This window comes from Chthoniobacter sp., assembly GCF_040003245.1.
Classification (GTDB): Bacteria; Verrucomicrobiota; Verrucomicrobiia; order Chthoniobacterales; family Chthoniobacteraceae; genus Chthoniobacter.
Genome location: NZ_JBDUCX010000011.1, coordinates 22,990 through 44,042, shown reverse-complemented (window position 1 = coordinate 44,042; position 21,053 = coordinate 22,990). Strand labels below are relative to the sequence as shown.

Below are 21,053 nucleotides of genomic sequence, written 5' to 3'. Positions count from 1 at the left end.
GGTGGAGGCAACAAGGGCCGCGGAGGCGGGCGAGGGGAAGGAGGACGAGAACGAGAACGAGGACGGGAGCGACGAAGGAGGCGCACATGGCAATTCAATGGCCGCTTCCCCCGAAGCCCCCCCGCCGATTAACCTGCCGCAGACCACGGACGCACCGCCCATCTGAACCATGAAATACACCTACGCCGAACTCGCGGGCATGATCGACCACGCGCTGCTGCACCCGACGATGACCGACGCCGAGTTGCGCGCGGGCTGCGCACTCGCGCGGACCTACGCCGTCGCCAGCGTTTGCATCAAGCCCTACGCGGTGCAACTGGCCGTCGAGGCGCTGCGCGGCAGCGAGGTGGCGGTCGGGACGGTGATCGGCTTTCCGCACGGCAGCAACACCACTGAAATTAAACGCCTCGAAACCGCGCAGGCTTGTCGCGAGGGTGCCGTGGAGATCGACGTGGTCATCAATGTCGGCCGGGCGCTCGGCGGCGATTGGGCCTACGTGGAAAATGAGTTGCGTGAAATCACCGGCGAGGCCCACGGCCACGGCGCACTGCTCAAGGTGATTTTCGAAACGGACTTCGTGACCGCGGACGCGACCAAGATTCGCCTCTGCGAAATCTGTGAGCAGGTCGGCGCCGATTTCGTGAAGACTTCCACCGGCTTCGGCTTCGTGCGCCAGGCGGATGGCCATTTCCATACCGTGGGCGCAACGCCGCACGACCTCGCCCTCATGCGGGCTCATACTTCGTCCAAAGTGCAGGTCAAGGCATCTGGAGGCGTGCGCAATCTCGATGGATTAATCGCGGCTCGCGACTTGGGAGCCACTCGTTGCGGCACCAGCGCAACCGCGCTCATTTTGGATGAATATCGACAACGCCAAAGCGCTGAAAGCGGGGGAGTTAGCGCACCCATTTCCGCTTCCGTACCCCTCCTACAGGGGAACTATTAAGTAAACTTACGCATGCGTAATCCGCCGTCGCAACGGCACAGCAATCGCTGATTAAAGTCGACGTGAATGCTTCCGCAAATCCGGTCAGCAAGGAGGACGCATCGTCGGCGGCGACGATGCGGATTTTCCCGCTGGCTTGCATTCTGTTGCTCGGCATCGGACTTTCACTGTCCACGTTTTTTCTCATCCGCCGCAACGAGCGGGAGCGGATCGAGCAGGAGTTCGCCTGGCGCACGCGCAGTCACCTGGAAGCCCTGCGCGTCAACCTCGAACGCTCCGAGGAGTGCCTTTACACTTTGCGCGATCTCTTCGAGTCGAACGCCGATGTCACCTATGCGGAATTTCGGCGGACGGCCGAAGATTTGCGCAAGAGACATCCCGGCGTGCAGCAGTTGGAATGGGTGCCGAGAATCAAGGCGGAGGAGCGTGCGGCTTTCGAAGCCGGCGCGCACGAGAAAGTGTCTCCCGACTACAAAATCATCGAACGCAACAAGGCGCGCACCGCCAATGTGCGCGCCGCGGACTACGAGGAGTACGCGGCCGTCCTCTACGTCGATCCCCGGGAAGGGAACGAAGCATCCCTGGGTTATGACAGCTACCGCGGCACGCATCAGCAGGTGCTCTTTCGGGCGCGCGATACCGGGACGATCTCCGCCACGCGCCGCGTCTCCCTGCGGGAACCCACGGGCCAGGAATACGGTTGGGCTTCCTTCCTGCCGCTCTACACCAAAGGCGGGGAGCCCGCGACGGTCGACGAGCGGCGGCAGCGGCTTATGGGTTATGCGGAAGGCACCTTCCGCCTGACCGACTGGGTGGCCAATAGCTTCACGGATACAGCGAAACCGACGGTGGAGGCCTTGATCGTCGATGCCACGCCGGGCAACTCGGAACGATTCCTCATCTCCTTTGCCGACGGCGTCATCCGGACTCCGTCTTCCCGGGAGGCGACCTTCACCAGCGGCTTGCATCGCACGGAGGCCCTGCGCGTGGGCGGACGGGATTGGTCGGTCTATTTTCGTCCGTCTCCGGCGTGGCTCGCCGCGCAAGTCACGCCCTATCCCCATGCGGCGCTCGTCGTGGGCTTGTTGATCACAGGCCTCGTGGCCTTTTTGGTCCGCAACATCCAGCGCCGGGCGCTGGTCGTCGGCCACCAGGTGTCCGAGCGGACCGCCGAATTGCACACCGCCCAGGAAACATTAAGGGAAGACATTCGCCGGCGCGAGCTCGTCGAATTTGCCCTGCGCAAAAGCGAGGATCGCTATCGGGCTTTCGTCGAGCAGAGCACGGAAGGCATCTGGTGTTTCGAACATGAGCCACCGATCTCCACGCATCTGCCGGCGGACGAGCAGATCGATCTCATGTACCGCAATGGGCGTCTCGCGGAGTGCAACGATGTCATGGCCCGGATCTACGGCCGCGAGCGTTCCGACCAGTTGATCGGCGCGCCCCTGGAAGATTTTTCACCGCGCAGTGATCCGCAGAACGCCGCTTTTCTCCGCGCGTTTATCGAGAGCCGGTATCGCATGATCGAGTGGGAAACCCGCGAGTTGGACCAGGATGGGAACACGCGGTTCTACCTCAACAACCAGACGGGCATCGTCGAGGACGGCCTGTTGAAGCGCGTCTGGGGCACACGCCGCGATATTACCGAGCGGAAGCGCGAAGCCGAAGTGCAGACCCAGCAGGCCACCCGCCTGAAACTGGCCGTGTCGGCCGCCAGCCTGGGCACGTGGGACTGGGACCTGGCGACGCAACGTGTCATCTGGTCGCCGGAAACGGAGCGCATGTTTGGCCTCGAGCCGGGGACGTTCGACGGCACGCTCGCGACCTATATGAGCTTCCTCTACCCGGAGGATCGCGAACGCGTTGGCATCATCATTCGTCATGCGCTCGAAACCCCCGGCGAAACGGGCACCGATTACGATCTGCGCATCATGCGGCCCGATGGCACCACGCGCTGGATCGTGGCCCGCGGCGCGGTGCTGCGCGATGCGCAAGGCAGGCCGGTGCGCATGCTGGGCACGGTGATGGATCTCACCCACCAGCGCCTCGCCGAGGAGGAGCGCAACCGCATGGAACGCAAGCTCCAGGAATCGCAGAAGCTCGAGAGCCTCGGCATCCTCGCCGGTGGCATCGCGCATGATTTCAACAATCTCCTCACCGGCATCCTCGGCAACGCCAGCTTTGCGCGCATGGATATCCCGGCCAATTCGCCGGCCCAGCCTTCGCTCGAACAAGTGGAAATCGCCGCCCAGCGCGCGGCGGATCTTTGCAAGCAGATGCTCGCTTATTCCGGCAAGGGCCGCTTCATCGTCCAGCAACTCGATCTTAGCGCCGTGGTGCGCGAGACTGCCGACCTGTTGCAGGTCTCGATCAGCAAGAGCAGCGTGTTGAAATACGCGCTCGCGGAAAATCTGCCGGCGATCAGCGCCGATGCCACGCAGATCCGGCAGATCATCATGAACCTCGTCATCAACGCCTCCGAGGCCATCGGGGAGAGGAGCGGCGTAATCAGCGTCGCCACCGGCGTGATGGACGCCGATCGCGCCTACCTCACCGAGGCCTACCTCTCGCCCAATATTCCCGAGGGCACATACGTCTTCCTCGAGGTGAGCGACAACGGTACCGGCATGACCAGCGAAACGCGCGAGCGGATTTTCGATCCCTTCTTCACCACCAAATTCACTGGGCGCGGTCTCGGTCTCGCCGCGGTGCTGGGCATCGTTCGCGGCCACAGCGGCGCGCTCAAGGTCTATTCCGAAGTGGGTCGCGGCACCACGTTCAAGCTGCTGCTGCCCTGCGCCGGCGGTCCTGCGGAAGCCGCGCCGGATGCGCCGGCCGCCCCACCCCTGTGGCGCAGCTCCGGCACGATGCTGGTCGTCGATGATGAAGACACGGTCCGCGCGATTGCGCGGCGCATGCTGGAGAGAGTCGGCTTCGAAGTGCTGCTCGCCTCTCACGGCCACGAAGCGCTGGAAGTCTTCCATCGCGACGGCGCCCGAATCGTCGGCGTGCTCCTCGATCTCACCATGCCGCAGCTCGACGGCAACGCCACGTTCACCGAATTGCGCCGCCTCGATCCCGAGGTGCGCGTGCTCCTGATGAGCGGCTTCAACGAGCAGGACGCGATCACGCGTTTTGCCGGCAAAGGCCTCGCCGGCTTCATCCAGAAACCCTTCAAGCCCGAGACGCTCTACAACAAACTCCAGGCCATCTTCGCCGGCGACCGCACCCCGGAAAGAGCGGAGCCTTGTGCTTAAAGCCGCTCGGTCATTTCCTTGAGTTGTTTGGTCGCAATGCCAATGGGACGATCCAGCGGAACGCCGGCACAGGTTAGCAGGGTGGTGAGCAGGTCTCCTTGATTGCCGCTGGTGGCCGTCAGGAATCGTCCGGTGTTGATCGTCCCGCCGCCGCGTCCGGCGACGATGAAGGGGAGGTTCTCGCGGGCGTGTTTGTTGCCGTCCTCGAGGCCGGAGCCCCACATCATGATGCAGTTGTCGAGCAGGGTGCCGTCTCCTTCGCGCAAGGTGGCCATCCGCTTAATCATGTAGGCGAATTGGGCGATGTTGAAGGCGGTGATCTTCGCAACTTTGTCGACCTTGTCGGGTTGATTGTTGTGATGGGTTTGGGAGTGATGTTCGTCCTTGAACCCGAGTTCCGGATAGGAGACGCCGTTCGGGGTGGAGCCGATGTAGGTGCTCACGCGAGTCGTGTCGGTCTGGAAGGCCAGCACGTTGAGGTCGCACATGACCTGCATGTACTCGCTGCGTTTGTCGCCGAGGGGGATTTTGATTTCCAGGGGTGGGGAATCCGAAGCATGGCGCTTGCTGACGCTGACGCCGGCTGCTTCCAGCGCCGCCTCTTTTTGGCGGTATTCGATGGCGGCGATGCGGCGTTCCACGGAACGCACGCTATCGAGGTACTCATCGAGTTTGTGTTGGTCGTCCTGGGGCAACGTCCGGCGAAGGTCTTTCGCGCCGCCGATGACGAGATCCAACATGCTCCGTTCCAGGGCGTCCGCGCCGGGCTTGCGGTCAGGACCGCCGGGCTCGGCTTTTTTGAAAAGCCGGTTGAGGACGCTGCGCGGGTTGATCTCCGCGGGGACAGCTTGAGTGGCCGAGCGAAAGCTGCAGTGCGAATAGTAACCCTCGTTGAGGCCCTCCTGGTTTTCCTTGTGCGTCTGCGGCATCGTGGCCAGCTCCAACGACGGTAATGAGGTGAGACCGCCCACGTAATTGGCGGCGATCTGATCGGCGGAGATCGCGATGTTGATCTTATTGCGCTGGTGCGAATCGGGCAGCGACGCGGTCAGCCAGGTGGATAGTTCGAGCGCATGGGGCGCACCATTGAACGGCGCGATCGGGACGCCCGAGATGCCCCTCATGAGCAGGCATTGATCGAGCACGCCGCTCAGCGATTCCAAAGCGGGCGGCGGTGCCGAGAGAAAGCTCTCCTGATCTGTAGGCCAGAATTGATCCATGATAACCCCATGCGGCATGTACATGAAGCCGAGGCGCACCGGCGGTTTGACCGCCTTTCCCTTGGAAGAGTCTGCCCAGCCCATGGTCTCCAAAAGGGGCAGAGCGAGAGCAGCGCCCAGCCCTTTCAGGCAGGTGCGACGATCAATCAAGAAGTGACTTTTCATTTGGACGAGGAGGTGAGGGGTTCGGAGATGCGACGATGGGTGAAGGGATAGCTGGTGACGATTTCCGTGATCAGCGTCTGCATCCGGTAGCCGTCCCGGGCGACCGATGCTGTCAACTGATCCACGACGATTTCATCATAGCCTTCGAGCTGACGGCAGAGGGCGTAGGCCAGCAGTTTTTCCGTCAGGGTCCGAGCAAGATCATCCTGGCGTGCGGCGATGATGGTTTTCAGTTCCTTGGGGGACGCAAAGTGTTTACCACCCGGGAGTTCACCGGCCGCATCGATCGCCCCGCCAGTATCGTCCTGATCGCGCCAGCGCCCAATGGCGTCGAAGTTCTCCAGGCCAAATCCGATGGGATCGAGGATCTTGTGGCAGTTGGCACAGACGGCATTCGTGCGGTGCAATTCTGTGCGCTGGCGCAGGGTCAAATTGGCGACGGTCTTCTTGTCCTGTTTGTCGAGGGCTGGAACATTCGGTGGGGCAGGGGGCACGTTTTCGCCGAGGACTTGTTCGAGCACCCACACGCCGCGCCGGACAGGGCTGGTGCGGTTGGGAAAGGAAGTCGTCGCCAGGACACCGGGCATCGCCAAAATCCCGCCGCGATTGGCGTCGGTGAGGTGGACCTTGCGCATCTGTGGTCCGGTGATGCTCTTCTCCAGATCATAGATCGGGGCGAGGGTCTCATTGAGGAACGTGTAGTCGGCATCCACGAAACTCACGACGCTCCGATTCTCGCGCACGATGCTTTCAAAAAACAGACGGGCCTCGTCATACATCGCCAGGCGCATCTCGCTGGTGATCTGGGGAAATTTCGCGGTGTCGAAAGTTTTGCTCTCGAGATTCCCCAGGCCCAGCCATTGCGCTCCGAAACCATCAAACAACGCCCGGGAGCGCGGATCTTCCAGCAAACGCCGAACCTGGGCCTTTAGCACCGCTGGCTCGTGGAGCTGCCCGTTGTCGGCCAACGCGGACAGTTCCGCATCGGGCATGGTGGCCCACAAGAGGTACGATAAACGGGAGGCGAGTTGATAATCATCGAGGGGAACAATCTCGCGACCGGGTTCAGCCTCTGCGTCCGGCGTGATAAAGAGGAATTGGGGAGAAACGAGGACTGCCTTGAGCATCAGGCTCAGGGCCGCCGGGTAGGAGAGTTTGTTTTGCCTTCCCAAGTCGAATACGCTTAACAGGACATCCAGTTCCGCTTCCGACGCGGGTCGGCGATAAGCGCTGCGGGCCAGCGAGCGGGCGACCTTTCTCGCGGCTGCTTGACCGTCCGCCCCCGGCGCTGGCGGTTCACCAAACAAACGCTTTTGCAGATCCGTGGGCGGCGCATCGTTGGGGGCCAGAATCCGGTCCAATACCTCATTGGCGATCCCGAGATACTGCTCCATCTGGAGAGGGGACAGCGTATTGAGATATCCCTCGCCGAACACTTCATCCGGCAATTCGTGAACGATCGCCGGATCCACTCCAAAGAGATCGTGCAGCGTGTTGCCGTACTCCACCTTGGTCAAACGACGGATCACAAAAGGACCGGAATCCTTTGGGCTGAGGAATTTTACCTTGGCCACCCAATCCGTGAACATCTGGCGCTCCTCGTCCGTCGGCTGCTTGTCCGTTTCGTCCGGCGGCATGTCGTGGGTCTTCACGTTGGCGAGCGCTTGCTTCCACTGTTTGCTGAAGTTGGCGTCGCCTGGGTTCTTCAACGCGGGCTGGAAGTTGATTTGACCCTTCCTCTTCTTGGCGCCGTGGCAGTCCGTACAGTAGGTCGTGACGAAGGGGGTGACTTTGTCTCGAAAGGACTTTTTAACATCGGCCTGAAGCGCGGCGAGATCCGCGTCACTTCCCGACTCCGCATGACCAGCCGGCGCCAACGACAACGCAGAAGCAAAAAGCAACGGGGCAAGCAGGCCGTCGCGAAAAGTTCTGGGGATCGTCATCATAATCATCAACTAGAGCGCGTAAGACGCTTTGACGTTAGAAAGAGTTCACCATGAGAGGGAGAAAAGCGAGGCAACGCAGGATGGCGAGTGCGGACGGCCCATTGCTCCGATTGTGCGCCCGAAAGAGCTGAACCTTTCGCTTGACCCCCCATCCCGGCGCCCCTACTGTGCCGCCCCTTCAATTAACGGGCTGTGGCTCAGCTTGGTAGAGCGCTTCGTTCGGGACAAGAACTGGCAAATAGACCGTCTCGTTACCTCTCGTTCCTTTTCATTGCGTGCCAAGCATTTGCACGCGGAATGATTTGTGGTCTCCGCGCCGTTTCGTGCCGTAGTAAACCGCCATTTTCCGGCGTCGCGTATGCGATTTCGTATGCGGCGGGGCTCCACATCTTTTGGTCATAATTGCGGGTGGGTCCGCCGCGAGTTTCACGCGCTGCGATTCCGCGCGTATTGCTTGGCTCAGCACGGCAGCAACCCGCTACCGTTTGAGGATGTTCTTCACGGTGGTCGTGTGCCACCGCGCGCCTGTCCGCGTGGGCACTTGCCGCGTGTTCAACTCTTCGGCGATTCTCGCGAAGCTCAACCGTTTGCCCTCCCGCTTGCGGCGAAGGGATCGCATCAGTTCAATAGTCTCCTGCTCTCCCGGTTTCTCCCCGTAGGCTTTGCGCCCCTCGCATTTGCCAGTCGCCTCTTTCTTCGCCTCTCGCGCTCTCCGCAGTTTGCTCACGAGACGGGACTTTTCGAGTTCGCTGAAAACGCTCTGAATCTGGATGAGAGCTTTCCTCATCGGGTCTTCGCTCATTGAAGCGGTGACATCTTCGCCCGTGACGCAGTTGATGAGCGTGATGCTGTGTTGCGCGAGTTTTGCCAGCAAGAGAGACTGAACCATCACGTCTCGCGCCAGCCGATCTAGGGACTCAACCAAAATCGTGTTGATGCCATTGCCGAGAATCACGGCAACCATGCGGTTGAATTCGGGTCTATCCGCCTCGGTGCCCGTGAAGGCGTCTCGAAAGGTTTCCGTGACCGTGTAGCCGTTCTCAGCCGCGAAGGCGGAAATCGTCTCTCCTTGGCGCTGGAAGCCGTGCCCCTTCACCTGTCCATTGCTGGAAACGCGGAGATACGCGAAAACAGGAATCGCATTTTTTGGTTTCATCCCTTTACTGTAGAGCATTCCCTGTCGAATGCGAGCAATAATTCTCTAGATTTGTTGTCCTTGCTTCCGCTCGTTCCCGCTACCTCTGCCCTCCAAATGCCTCGTCCCGCACCTTTAGGGGGTCGAGTGGATGTATTGATTCTCTACGATCTCCAAGACCTCGCAGGTCGGCGAGATGAACCAAAGAAATTTAGATGAATGTCGTGCAGCCCCGCCCGACGCTCGTCTGAGCACGCGGATCGCGGGGAGCCATAAGCCCGGTCGCGCTGCTCAAAGCGATTCTAGGGGCGTTTCCGTTCGCTAGCGGGGGAAAATTGTCGGCGATCTGATTCGCGGTCTGAATTCCGTGTAAAAGTTGACGTGAACCTGTTGCACCTTCCCGTCACGTCTGAGCGCCAATTTGAACTTACTGGCGTTGATGAAGAGCATTCCGAGCCAATCGGATATGGACACGGCAAAATTATCGACAACCTACTCGACCTTGGGCACCGTTTGCGCCTCGTCACGATGATATGTTTGTATCGGCGACCCGTAGGGGGCGTTGGAATCCTGCCGACGTTGGAGATGCCGGAAACCAGCTACGAATTGCCCTTCACGGAAGGCTTCTTCCGATTTCAATTAGCGGAGCCCACGATTGCGAAGTTGACGGTGTTTCACATCCATCCATCCTTTCAAGGTCAGGGTATCGGCAAGAGAAAGTTCCGCCAGCTATCCGATGATCTTGAAGCATGCGGGGTTGAGACGCAATTCGGCAAGCCTTGTCCCATCGTTCACCTTGACGCGATCCATGCAATGACACCCAAACAGTTGATCCAATTTTATATCCGTGCCGCGCCTCTGTTCCGAGACGCGGGCGACGGTTGGATCGTCCGGGACCAGTCGCGCGGCTAGTTCTTAGCCACATCTGAACGCGCAGCTTCCTCGGCAATTTGCGCCAATATCCCGGCTTTTGTGCGCGCGCCGAAAAAATCACAGATAGCGTGGGCAAGTTGCTCGCTCAAACCGCGTTCAAACGCGCCGCAATATGCTGCAAGACTAAAAGCGAAGTCGTGCTCCCCCACTTTGTAAGCCTCGGTAGCCAGCGCTTCCAATTTGGTCAGAAGTTCCTGAGCGGTCACGGCGCTTGCCGTGGGGTTGGGGGCTTCGGGTTTGGTTTTCATTGGATGCGTTTGGATTGTCCCATTTCGCCGGTCGTCTGCGATGGAATCCTCTGTCATAATGCCGTGGCGCGTCACCTGTCCCCTTGACCCACTATCGCGTGTGCTTCGTGAGGCGCGCATCCACCAGCGCAAGGAACTCCGAAGGGGTGATCTTGAGCACCCGACAGATGGCGTAGAGTGATTCGACCGTAGGACGTTTTAGACCCCGTTCGATTTGCGAAATAAACGTCCGGTGCAACTTCGCCTCCAAACCAAGCTGCTCCTGCGAGAGACCCCTCTCGGATCGAAGAAATTTCAGAGTGTTCGCAATCGCCTTTCTCAGCACGCGCCCGCCGTAAAGGCGTTGACCGAGTGTCGCTACAGCCCATAGTATTCAAACTTTATGGAGATTTTCGTCAGCCGAAACGGCGAAACACTTGGTCCGTATTCCCCCGATCAGCTACGCGAGATGCAGGGGAAGGGTGTTGTTTTCCCAATGGATTTGGTGTGGATCGAGGGCGCAGAGGAATGGCGACCGCTCTACCAAGTTCCGAACCTCTTCCAACGCGCCACCAAGACCGAGGAGCCCGCTGCCGTCCGCCCGATCCGGCAGGAACGATCCACGGTCGCCACCGTGATTGAGGAGGACATCGCCTTGTTTGCCGGACGACGCCACAAGCACTACGTCAAGGTCTGGAACAACGGGAGCGTGCGCTTTTCCTTCAACGCGGGGGTCTTCCTGCTGTCCTGTTTTTGGTTTCTATATCGTCGGCTGTATTGGCAGGGGGCTGTTGCGTTCGTTGCGAGCTGCGGTTCGGTCCTAATTGGCGGGCGGATTCTACCCCTCGCAGGCAACCTAAAGGCGCTCTATGTATTGCCGTTCGCGATATTGGTGGGGCTTGTCGGCGACCGCCTCTATCTTCACAACGCAGAGCGCAGAATCAAAGCGATCAAGGAAAAATACCGAGAGGGCGCAGCCCAAAAAGAGTTCATTCGTCGTGCTGGCGGGACCAATTTATGGTGGGCGGTAGTCGGGGTGCTGGTGTTGATCGTGCCAGACGCCTATCGCGGTTACAAAGCGGGCGTTGAAAGCGTCCAAGGTCCGACCGTTACGCCGACGACTGCCTTGACCAGCCCAAAATCCACCGACGCGCCCACACCCGCACCACCCCAACAGGAGGACGAACTTTTGGTCGCGATCAGGAAAGCCCTTAACCTGACCGACGTGAAAGAGGTTGCGGATATGCCCGCCGACTACGTTGGGACGCGCGTAATCGTTGCTATGCAACCGGACCAAGGCGAGCCGACATACCCCCCCAAAGGGGTCGCTTGGCAGGTTGACATCTCACGCAAGTCCCTTCGGTGGAGAGATGCTTTCACCATGTTCGATGCCATTTTCGTAGCGAAGAAAAACGACGTTCCGTGTGTTGTTGCGCTGACGCACAGCGACGCCACCTACATCTTCGCCAAGCTGGACGGAAGCCCAAATGCCCTTGGGGCGACTCGCTACTTTGAGGCTATCGGTAAGGACAATAAATCCGTCAAAATTCTCCTCCGCTGATGAGCAGCCAAGCTCGAAAAACTACCAAAAGTAAGAGCCCCGCCCCGGTGCTGATCTCCGTTCGCAGGGACGGCACTAAGCTCGGTCCCTACACGGTCGAGCAGGTGCAAAGGATGCTGGACGATGGGATACTCCTCCCGGCTGATTCTGCTGCATACGAGGGGAGCGACAGGTGGGAGCCGCTTTACTCGGTTTCGGGATTGAGGATCGCCAGACCAGCTACGGATAGTCCGACCGACCGATCTCTCGACGTTCTGATGATCCAATCACAGATGAAGAGCAAGGGTGTTGCCGTGGTCCTCGCGCTCTTCATCCCTTTCCTTGGTTTGTTCTACTCTGCGCCGGTCGCGGCGCTGGTCTGCCTATTCTTTGGCATTCTTCCATTTGTGATGCTGAACAACAAAGCGGGCACACCCGAATTCGCGCTGATCGTGTTTTCGATTACTTACGTTGTCAGCATCTTCCGGGCGCTGGCAGGCGTCAGCCGTTACAACGCGCGGCTGCTTGCGCGGCATAGCGAACGCGGAGCATGAAAACCGAAAGCTTTTTGAGCAGCCTTTTTCGCTGGTGGCGACGCCTAATCCCGGCAGCACCGATCTCTGACAAAAGGATTGAGGAAAATAGAGCCCCGTGCAAACGCCACCTACAACGACGGCGTTTGCCGATCAGGGTGCGGCAGCAGGCTTTTGCGTATTCGTGCGTCGCAACTTGCCTCCAAATGATCTACGAGCATTACACCGGGCAGCGGATGGCACATCGCCGGGCGATCCAACTCACGCGGTGCAAACCGAATGGGGCAGAGCTTCAATCAGTTCCCCGGATCATGCGGAAACTGTGCGGCGCTGGCTCACGGAAGCTGCGATCTTTAGATCACGTGAGAGGGGCGATCAAGCTAGGGCTCCCGGTTCTAGGCTCGGACGAAACCACATATCAGGATTCCCACGCGATCCTTATCGTCGGAGAATCAGCCACTCATTTTTGCGTTGCCGACCCCGCGACCGGTCGAGTTCGGTGGCGCACGAGCGAATGGTTGCTCAACTCCGATGAATTCCTCGTGGTCTTACCAAAGGGTGATCAAAGGTCCGATGCCCTAAAGAAGATGATTACCAAGCAGACGAGAACGCCGACTCACTACTACGCACCACCAATCAGATTTCCTTGCAGTGCCGGGGATGGCTTACCCCGTTTGCCAGTTGCGTCCATCAAAATGATCCCGGTCGAAAACGACCGGTAAACCAAAATCAAGAGGTAGCCCCGCTCGGTCGATCCCATCGTCGGAAGCGGGCTCTTCGACATCAAGTTCCTTGGGGGAGGGAAAGAGGGGGAGAGAGGAGCCTCGCGCCAGAGCGCGCTGCTCTTGTTTCAGATCAATGAAAGAAAGGTTTAGAACTCGGGGCAGATAGAATACAACTCCCCCCTAGCCACTTTGGTTTTCTAGGGTTATCCAAGAATCCATAAACCGGCACGGGTCAAAGCATCGCATCGAAGTTTCGCGCAAAGCGGGTAATGGTATCTCGAAAGCGATCCATCAATATCTCCCAAAGGCGCGGGCTACATATCAAAGTTTTTTAATGTGAGATGCGAATTCAAAAGTATGATCGCTCCCGCGTCGCCTTTGCTCCTGTTCTCTTGTATCCGATGCCCCTGTCCTACGCCGATCTCTTTTTTAGGAAGGAACACCCCCTATCAATCTCTTTCTAATCTCTTAGGAAGATGGAGGGAGTTCTATTCTCCCTGAAATAATTAAGAGCACACCCCTCCTTACCTCCCCGTTCGGCGCAAGATAGGGAGGTAAGAGAGGCGTGCTCTTTTCAGGAGCACTTCTCCCCAAAAACTTTTGTTGTTTAAAGACGAGAGAAAAAAATGAAAACTCGTCTGCACAGACCGATCCCTTGCCATCCAGACGAGGATTTCTGTCGCCCTCGCATTGGTGGCACAATCAGCATTACTCTTTCGAGTCGCAGTCGCTCATCTGCTGCCCCTTGTGGGGCTCTGATTGCCTTACGGCGTGCGTTTAACTTTGCCGGGACGGTCTCCCGGTGGCTGTCGCCAATCTTGGTTATACCCAAAAAAGTTCGCGTTTATAGCGAAAATCGTTTCCGCAGCATTTTCGGCTTCGCGCCCCTGTCCGCGAGCACGAAGGATCGAAATGACCTATAAGAACACAGAAATTTACCTACAAATAAGTATGCTCCAGCAACGCTTACTCCTGAACAGCAAGGAATCCTGTGAAATTCTTTCGATCAAACCAAAAACTCTCTACAGTCTCGTGAAGCGCGGGCTCATCAAACGCCATCCATCCGTCCGCAAGCTCTTGATCCCGTTGGGCGAGCTACAGCGGTTCGCTTCGATCAAGTGATCCGTTTGGCAAGATCGCTGTTCAAACGGGCAATCAGTTGCCCATAGTATCTCAGGATCGTCTGCCCGTTATCGCTGTGACCCTGCCATGCGCCGATTGTCGAGGGCGGGACATTTAGATAGATGCACTTCGTAATGAACATCCGCCGCAAGCTGCGCTGCGTGTAATGGGGAAGCTGGAGGCGTTTGCAAGCATTGGTGAGCGCTTTCCGCGCGCTCTTGATCCGAAAGACATTGCTCTCGGGTTTCTTGTCGCTCCTTTCCCAAAGGTCATTCAGCATGGGTCGCACGACTGGATATAGGTCGATTACAAACCCCTTGTCTGTCTTGTTGCGGTAAAGCCGGATTTCGTTCCGCTCGAAATTGACGTGTTTCCACTTCAGCGCCGCCGCCTCGCTATTGCCCACGCCAGCCAAACCCATGAACTTTAAAAAGTCCACGGAGTCTTGGGCATCGCGGTTATCCTTTTGGGAGCCAACAGTTTCGAGGATCGCTTGAAATTCTTCGTCGCTCGGGGTGTCGCGCAGAGGTTTGTCCCGTTTCATTTGTTTCACGTGCGCGATGGGAGAGCGAACGAGAAACCCATCACGAATCGCGAGGGCGAAAATGTCTCGCGCGCATCGGAGGTCTTCATTGTAGCTGGACTTCGCGCCACCGTTTTCGATCCGACTGTTGAGATGGTGTTCGGTTTCACTGCTTTTCAAGTCGGCAACGGAGATGTCTCCGAACGCAGCGAGCATCTTCTTGCAAAAACAGTTGGCTCGCTCTCGCGTCGATTTGCTGAACTTGGAGAGCGTCCTTTCGTATCGTTCGATCAATTCTTTCAGCCCGATGTTCGGCAACTTCGGCTTCTCGGCTTCAAGCCGTCGCTGTGCGAGCAATCGCTTTGCCGTCGCAAGGTCTTTGGTCTTGAGAGATTTCCGTTTTGGGGGCTTGCCGTTGCAGCGGAAGTGTGAGAATAACGAGCCCGATGGTTCGTAACGAACAATTCCTTCAGCAACGGTCGTCCAAAGTTGGGCTGGCATACGCCTCCAATCTACCGTATGCGATTTGCGTATGCAATTAGGTTTTGACCGTCTCGGAAAATCGGCGTAAGTCGTTGGTATTCAGTTAATCGGGCTGTGGCTCAGCTTGGTAGAGCGCTTCGTTCGGGACGAAGAGGCCGCGGGTTCAAATCCCGCCAGCCCGACCACGATAAAGGAATGGTCGCCCGCGGCCGACGTTCCCTCCGTAGTCAGGTCTCTGCCGGGTTTTGCAATTTTTTGTCGAAGTTGCGCCAAAGAATCGTCGAACCTGTCGGTGTTACTTCAATACTGCACAAAACTGCTGGTTGATGTTCGAGTCCCCCGCTTCCGCCCATACACGATGACCCACGCCGCGCCCGACGCCGTCTTATCGAGACGTGAAATTCTCAAACTCGCCGGCTTGGCTGCCGCGGGATTTTCGTGGAGCCGTGGCGCCGGGTCCTTCGCGCAGGCCGCTGATGTGAAGGTAGCAACCGCATCAGACCTCCCGCCGCTGAATCATTTTCCGCGAATGGTGCAGGAGTACTTTGTCGAGCGCGTCCGCGATGTGCAACGACTGGCCGACGAGCGCCGCGCCGCGCTCCATTCGAAGAGCGACGCGGAAGCGTACGTGCGGGACGTGCGGGCGAAGATCCAGCAGTGCTTTGGACCGTGGCCGGAAAAGACGCCGCTCAATCCACGGATCACCGGCGTGGTGGAGCGCGACAGCTACAAGATCGAGAAGGTGATTTTCGACAGTCGTCCCGATTTTCCCGTGACGGCCAATCTCTACCTCCCGAAGGGTGGCGCGCTGCCGCGGCCCGGGGTGGTGGGGAGCTGCGGCCACTCCACGAATGGCAAGGCGGAGAAAGCCTACCAGTCCTTTGCCCAAGGGCTCGCGCGCCTCGGCTATGTGTGCCTCATCTACGATCCCATCGGCCAGGGCGAGCGCTTGCAGTATGCCAACGAGCAGTTCCAGTCGCGCCGGGGCAGCGGCGTGAGCGAGCACCTTTACGCGGGCAATCAGCAGTTTCTCGTCGGTGAATTCTTCGGCGCGTGGCGGGCTTGGGATGGCATCCGGGCGCTCGACTACCTGCTCACGCGGCCCGAGGTGGATGCAAAACAAGTGGGCATCACCGGCAATTCCGGCGGCGGCACGATGACGACCTGGCTCTGCGGCGTGGAGCCCCGCTGGGCGATGGCCGCGCCGAGCTGTTTCGTGACCACTTTCCTGCGCAACCTCGAGAATGAACTTCCTGCCGACACCGAGCAATGCCCGCCGCGGGTGCTTGCCCTCGGGCTCGATCATTCCGACTTTATCGCCGCGATGGCTCCGAAGCCCGCCGTGTTGCTGACCAAAGAGAAGGATTTCTTCGACACCCGTGGGACCGAGGAAGCCTACGGGCGGCTTCAGCAGTTCTACCGGTTGCTCGGCGCGGAAGAAAACATCAGCCTTTTCCGCGGGCCGACGTATCACGGCTACACGCAGGAAAACCGCGAAGCGATGTATCGTTGGTTCAATCACGTCACGAAAATCTCCGACGCACAAACCGAGCCGGCGCTCACCATGGAGAACGACGAGACACTGTGGTGTACTCCGCACGGTCAGGTCGCGGAGCTCAAGCCGCGCACGGTCTTTTCCTTCACCCGGGAACATTCGCAGGAGTTGAAGCAGAAGCGCGTCGCGCTTGAAGGCGACGCGCTGAAAAACGTCGTGCGTGAGACCCTGCGGCTGCCGGCCCGCCAGGGCGTTCCGGAGTATCGCATTCTCCGTCCGTCGAGCGCCCGGCGATACCCGAAGAAATTCTCGGCGACTTACGCCGTGGAAACGGAGCCGGGAATCTTCGCGCTCGTGTATCGGCTGGACGACGGGTCGCTGTTATCGCGTCCGCCCCGCGGGGCGAAACGCGCCCTGCTCTACGTTGCGCATCAATCGGCCGATGCCGAGTTGCGCACCGAGCCGTTGATCCCGCAACTCATCGCGGCGGAGCCGGAGTCCGCGGTGTTCGCGTGCGACGTGCGCGGCATCGGCGAATCGCAGCCGGATACCTGCGGCGCCAACTCCTTCCTCACTCCCTATGGAAGCGACTACTTTTACGCGATCCACTCCATCATGCTCGATCGCCCTTACGCCGGGCAGAAGACCCACGATGTCCTGCGCGTGCTCGATTGGCTGCGGGCGAACGGTCATGAGGAAATCCATCTCGTGGGCAAAGGTTGGGGCGCCATTCCCGCGGCGTTTGGCGCGCTGCTGGGGGACGGCGTGCAGCAGGTCACGCTCAAGAACGCGTTGACCAGCTACAGCGATGTGGCGGAGTCCGAGGAATACCGCTGGCCGCTGTCGTGCTTCGTGCCGGGTGTGCTGGCCAAATTCGATCTGCCCGATTGCTACCGCGCGCTCGCGGCGAAACAACTGCGCCAAGTTGAGCCGTGGGGCGCGCTGGCGGCCGGCGGCTGATACCATGTGGCGCGTTCTCCTGCTCGCCTGCGCGCTGGCCGTTCCGGTCTTCGCCGAAGAGCGCTACGAAGTCGTTCGCGATTGGCCGTCCCTGCCCGCGGGCCAATCTCTCGGTTTGTGCGCGGGCGTCGGAGTCGATGCGCACGGTGACGTCTTCGTCTTCCATCGCAACGCGCGCGTCTGGACTACGCCCTTTCCCGACGAACCCATCGCCGAACCGACGGTAACCGTCTTTGATGGGCGCAACGGCAAGCTGCTCGCCGAATGGGGTGGGGGCGAGTTCATCATGCCCCACGGGCTCACTCTCGATCACGAAGACAACGTGTGGCTCACGGACGTCGGCCGGCAGCAGGTCTTCAAATTCACGCACGACGGACGCCTCCTGCTCACGCTCGGCGAGCGCGGCAAGCCCGGCACGGACCAGGCGCACTTCAATCTTCCGACCGATGTCGCCGTGCTGCCCGACGGCTCGTTTTACGTCAGCGACGGCTACCGTAACACGCGCGTGGTAAAGTTCGACGCCGCGGGCCACTACCAATTTGAGTGGGGCGGCAAGGGCGCCGAGCCGGGCAAATTCAATCTCCCGCACGGCATCGCGGTGGATGCGCGGGGACGGGTCTTCGTGTGTGATCGCAGTAATGCGCGGCTGCAAATTTTCGATCCGGTGGGCAAGTTTCTCGCCGAGTGGAAAGGCCCGCAGATCGGGCGTCCCTACGGCGTCAGCGTCGCCGGGGACGGACACGTTTTCGTCATCGACGGCGGCGATCAATCCGCGGCGCAGCCCGAGCACTCGAAAGCCGTGGAACTCGATCCTGATGGAAACGTGGTGGCTACCTTCGGTTCCTATGGCAAGTCGCCCGGGCAGTTTCAACTTGGTCACGATATCGCCGTGGCGCATGACGGCTCGGTGTATGTCGCCGAAGGCAAAGGCCGGCGCGTGCAAAAATTCATCCCCACCCACCATCCATGAACAATTCATCTCTCTCGCCGATTAGGTCGCGTGGAAGGAGGGTCGGGTCAAAAGTTGGCAAGCTTTTTGCCGGCTCTGGGTTAAGCTAGTATCAATGAAGCTAATCCCCCCGTTGTTCTTCGCGCTCGCCTCTGTGGCGGTGGCGGCGACCAGCGCCAAGTTGCCGCCGCCGGCCACCCACCCGGTTGATTTCGAGAAGGAAATCAAGCCGTTGTTCGAGGCCGCGTGCATCAAGTGCCACGCGAAGGGCAAGGACAAGGGCGGCTTCTCCCTGGAGACGCGCGAAGTGTTTCTGAAGGGCGGTGATAACGGCGCCGGGGCGGTGCTCGGGAAAAGCGGAGAGAGCAACATCGTGGAACTCGTGGCCGGCCTCGATCCCGACAGCATCATGCCCAAGAAAGGCACGCGCTGGACTCCGGAACAGGTCGGCCTGCTGCGCGCCTGGATCGATCAAGGTGCACCGTGGCCTGCGGGCATCACTTTCGCCAAGCCGCCGCCGCAGAATCTCACGCCGCATCCAGTCGTGCTGGCGGAGCGACCGAGCGTGCATCCGATCGACAATCTGCTCGCAAATTATTTTGCAGAAAAGGGTATCGCCTATCCCGCGACCGTGGAGGATCGCATCTTCGCGCGCCGTGTTTACCTCGACCTCATCGGTCTGCTTCCCACGCCGGAGCAACTGGATGCCTTCCTCCGCGACCCGGCGCCTGACAAGCGCACGCAACTCGTCCGGCAACTGCTCAACGACAAACGCAACTACGCGGACCACTGGCTGACCTTCTGGAATGACCTGCTGCGCAACGACTACAAGGGCACCGGTTTCATTGATGGTGGGCGCAAGCAGATCTCCGGCTGGCTCTATCGCGCGTTGCTCGACAACCTGCCCTACAACCGTTTCGTCGCCGAACTGGTCAATCCCACAAAAGCCAGCGAAGGCTTTTCCCGGGGCATCATCTGGCGGGGCACGGTGAACGCCTCCATGCTCCCGCCGATGCAGGCGGCGCAGAACGTCTCGCAGGTTTTCCTCGGCGTGAATCTCAAGTGCGCGAGCTGCCACGACAGCTTCGTCAACGATTGGTCGCTGGCCGACGCCTACGGCATGGCCGCGGCCTACTCCGACGACAAACTCGAGCTCATCCATTGCGACAAGCCCACGGGCAAGATCGCCGCCCCGCGCTTCCTGTATTCCGAAGTCGGTACGCTCGATCCGGCCTTGCCGAAGACCGAGCGGCTCCAGCGCCTCGCGGAGATCATCACCAGCCCGAAAGACGGACGCCTCTCGCGGACCCTGGTCAATCGTTTGTGGGAGCGGATGCTGGGGCGTGGCCTCGTCGAACCGCTCGACGACATGGAAAAGCCCGCCTGGAACCGCGACCTGCTCGACTGGCTCGCCGAGGATTTCGCCGCGCATGGCTACGACGTGAAGCACACGCTGGAAATCATTGCCACTTCCCGGGCCTACCAGGCGCCCACCGTGGAAGTGCCGCGCGAGAAGGAGGAATACATTTTCCGCGGTCCACAGACGCGCCGCCTCGACGCCGAACAATTTGCCGATGCCCTCACCGCGCTCGCCGATGACTGGGTCCGCCTGCCATCGTCGCTCGAGTTCGATTTCACCGCTGGCGACCTCGTCACCGGCTTGAATGTGCCGCAATGGATCTGGACCGACGAACCGGTGCAACTTGGTCCGCAACGCCTCGCCATCAAGGCCGCGAACGCCGCACTCACCGGAGCGCAGAAGACCGCGGCTGCCGCGCAGAAAAAGCTCGACGAGGCGACGACGGCCCAAGGCGGTGCGCCTTCCGAGGAATTGAAGGCTGAGGTCGAGCGCGCCACCGCGGCCGTGGTCGCAGCGCAAGCGCAACTCACCGCCGCCGGGCAACCGCGCGCGGCGTCCGCCGGCCCGATTTTGCCCGAGACGGATCGCCACCGGGTGGTCTTCCGCAAATCCTTCCATCTCGATGCTGTTCCGGCCGAAGCGCTCGCGGCGGTACTCGTCAGCCAGAGCTGGCAAGTGCAGGTCAACGGCCGGGAAGTGAAAGCGAAGCAACGCGACGGATTCCGCAACGGGCGCATCGCGCTGCTCGACATCCTGCCCATGCTCAAGGTCGGCGACAACGTCATCGTGGTCGATGTCTCCAGTCATACCGAGAAGCAGATGAATGATATCGAGCGCGCCAGGTATCCCGGCTCCTTGATTCACCTGAACCCGCGCAGTGGGCTCGCCTTCTACGCCCGCCTCGTGCCTGCGGGTGGCGGCGCATCGCAGCAAATCACCACGGATGACACCTGGCGTGTCCGGCGGGCGCCGGAAGGACGCTGGGGAGCGATCGACTATGCCGACGCTGAATGGTCCCACGCCGAGGCGTTGCCAGTCGGTGTCACTCCCGTCGACGAAGGCCCGTCACTCGAACCCATCCATCGCAACGACTTCGCGAACCTGCCGGTTGAACTCGGTTCGCAACTGGTCCCGATCATCAGCACGGTGGCCCAGCCCGGTCATATCCGGGCTGCGCTGCTGGCATCCGATCCCTTGCAAGTCGCGCTCGACCGCCCGAACCGCGAGGTCGTCATTCCCGTCCGCTCCACCGCGGCCACGACCTTGCAGGCCCTGGAGCTGACCAACGGCTCGACCCTCGACGCCCGCCTGCACAAGGCCGCCGCCAAATTCGCCCCCGAGGCGGCGCGCGATGTGCATGCCTGGACCGACCGTATCTACCGTTTCGCCTTCAGCCGTCCGCCAAGTCCCGACGAACGCGAGATCGCCGTCGCCATGCTGGGCCACACTCCGACCACCGACAACATCGCCGATTTCCTCTGGGCCATCGTCAACCTGCCGGAGTTTCAATTGATCAACTAACGCCCCGCTC

15 protein-coding genes and 1 tRNA gene are annotated in these 21,053 nt (G+C 60.0%); 10 read left to right on the top strand and 6 right to left on the bottom strand.

Features of this window, described 5'->3' with window-relative positions; translation table 11 throughout:
• Window positions 1–169 precede the first annotated feature (169 nt).
• Both deoC and ABJF10_RS02765 read left to right on the top strand, forming a co-directional pair.
• The gene (gene deoC / locus ABJF10_RS02770) at window positions 170–946 is read left to right on the top strand and encodes a deoxyribose-phosphate aldolase (protein ID WP_348542987.1); all 777 of its coding nucleotides are present in this window, start codon (window positions 170–172) and stop codon (window positions 944–946) included.
• A gap of 62 nt (window positions 947–1,008) precedes the next feature.
• Window positions 1,009–4,206, top strand: a complete 3,198-nt coding sequence (locus tag ABJF10_RS02765) for a CHASE domain-containing protein (RefSeq protein WP_348542986.1) — start codon at window positions 1,009–1,011, stop codon at window positions 4,204–4,206.
• Here the strand turns inward: ABJF10_RS02765 and ABJF10_RS02760 are convergent.
• From ABJF10_RS02760 to ABJF10_RS02750, 3 genes are all read right to left on the bottom strand, one after another.
• The gene (locus ABJF10_RS02760) at window positions 4,203–5,591 is read right to left on the bottom strand and encodes a DUF1552 domain-containing protein (protein ID WP_348542985.1); all 1,389 of its coding nucleotides are present in this window, start codon (window positions 5,589–5,591) and stop codon (window positions 4,203–4,205) included. The genes ABJF10_RS02765 and ABJF10_RS02760 overlap by 4 nt on opposite strands.
• Window positions 5,588–7,534 (bottom strand): DUF1592 domain-containing protein, encoded by a 1,947-nt coding sequence (locus ABJF10_RS02755; RefSeq protein WP_348542984.1) that lies wholly within the window; start codon window positions 7,532–7,534, stop codon window positions 5,588–5,590. Before ABJF10_RS02755 ends, ABJF10_RS02760 begins: the two co-directional genes overlap by 4 nt.
• A 481-nt stretch (window positions 7,535–8,015) precedes the next feature.
• Window positions 8,016–8,693, bottom strand: a complete 678-nt coding sequence (locus ABJF10_RS02750; protein ID WP_348542983.1) for a recombinase family protein — start codon at window positions 8,691–8,693, stop codon at window positions 8,016–8,018.
• Window positions 8,694–9,053: 360 nt separating this feature from the next.
• Between ABJF10_RS02750 and ABJF10_RS02745 the strand changes: the two genes are divergently transcribed.
• The gene (locus tag ABJF10_RS02745; protein ID WP_348542982.1) at window positions 9,054–9,584 is read left to right on the top strand and encodes a hypothetical protein; all 531 of its coding nucleotides are present in this window, start codon (window positions 9,054–9,056) and stop codon (window positions 9,582–9,584) included.
• On the opposite strand, the gene ABJF10_RS02740 is transcribed toward ABJF10_RS02745, so the two are convergent.
• Window positions 9,581–9,853 (bottom strand): hypothetical protein, encoded by a 273-nt coding sequence (locus tag ABJF10_RS02740; RefSeq protein WP_348542981.1) that lies wholly within the window; start codon window positions 9,851–9,853, stop codon window positions 9,581–9,583. The two genes, ABJF10_RS02745 and ABJF10_RS02740, sit on opposite strands and share 4 nt — an antisense overlap.
• Before the next feature lie 91 nt (window positions 9,854–9,944).
• Window positions 9,945–10,178 (bottom strand): helix-turn-helix transcriptional regulator, encoded by a 234-nt coding sequence (locus ABJF10_RS02735; protein WP_348542980.1) that lies wholly within the window; start codon window positions 10,176–10,178, stop codon window positions 9,945–9,947.
• Between the two features lie 57 nt (window positions 10,179–10,235).
• Here ABJF10_RS02735 and ABJF10_RS02730 point away from each other — a divergent pair, with 57 nt between their 5' ends.
• A complete protein-coding gene (locus ABJF10_RS02730) occupies window positions 10,236–11,393 on the top strand; it encodes a GYF domain-containing protein (protein ID WP_348542979.1) in 1,158 nt (385 codons plus the stop codon).
• Complete coding sequence (locus ABJF10_RS02725; protein WP_348542978.1) at window positions 11,393–11,926, top strand: hypothetical protein; 534 nt, start codon at window positions 11,393–11,395, stop codon at window positions 11,924–11,926. Before ABJF10_RS02730 ends, ABJF10_RS02725 begins: the two co-directional genes overlap by 1 nt.
• Window positions 11,927–13,744: 1,818 nt before the next feature.
• On the opposite strand, the gene ABJF10_RS02720 is transcribed toward ABJF10_RS02725, so the two are convergent.
• Window positions 13,745–14,296: a tyrosine-type recombinase/integrase gene (locus ABJF10_RS02720; protein ID WP_348542988.1), complete on the bottom strand. Its 552-nt coding sequence runs from the start codon at window positions 14,294–14,296 to the stop codon at window positions 13,745–13,747.
• Between ABJF10_RS02720 and ABJF10_RS02715 the strand changes: the two genes are divergently transcribed.
• From ABJF10_RS02715 to ABJF10_RS02695, 5 genes are all read left to right on the top strand, one after another.
• Entirely contained in the window at window positions 14,246–14,707 is a 462-nt protein-coding gene (locus ABJF10_RS02715) for a hypothetical protein (protein ID WP_348542989.1), read from the top strand. The two genes, ABJF10_RS02720 and ABJF10_RS02715, sit on opposite strands and share 51 nt — an antisense overlap.
• 159 nt (window positions 14,708–14,866) lie before the next feature.
• Window positions 14,867–14,943, top strand: a tRNA-Pro gene (locus ABJF10_RS02710).
• A 344-nt stretch (window positions 14,944–15,287) separates the two neighbouring features.
• Entirely contained in the window at window positions 15,288–17,213 is a 1,926-nt protein-coding gene (locus tag ABJF10_RS02705) for a prolyl oligopeptidase family serine peptidase (RefSeq protein ID WP_348542977.1), read from the top strand.
• 4 nt (window positions 17,214–17,217) lie between these two features.
• Entirely contained in the window at window positions 17,218–18,183 is a 966-nt protein-coding gene (locus ABJF10_RS02700) for a peptidyl-alpha-hydroxyglycine alpha-amidating lyase family protein (RefSeq protein WP_348542976.1), read from the top strand.
• Window positions 18,184–18,277: 94 nt separating this feature from the next.
• Complete coding sequence (locus ABJF10_RS02695) at window positions 18,278–21,043, top strand: DUF1549 domain-containing protein (RefSeq protein WP_348542975.1); 2,766 nt, start codon at window positions 18,278–18,280, stop codon at window positions 21,041–21,043.
• Window positions 21,044–21,053: the final 10 nt, after the last annotated feature.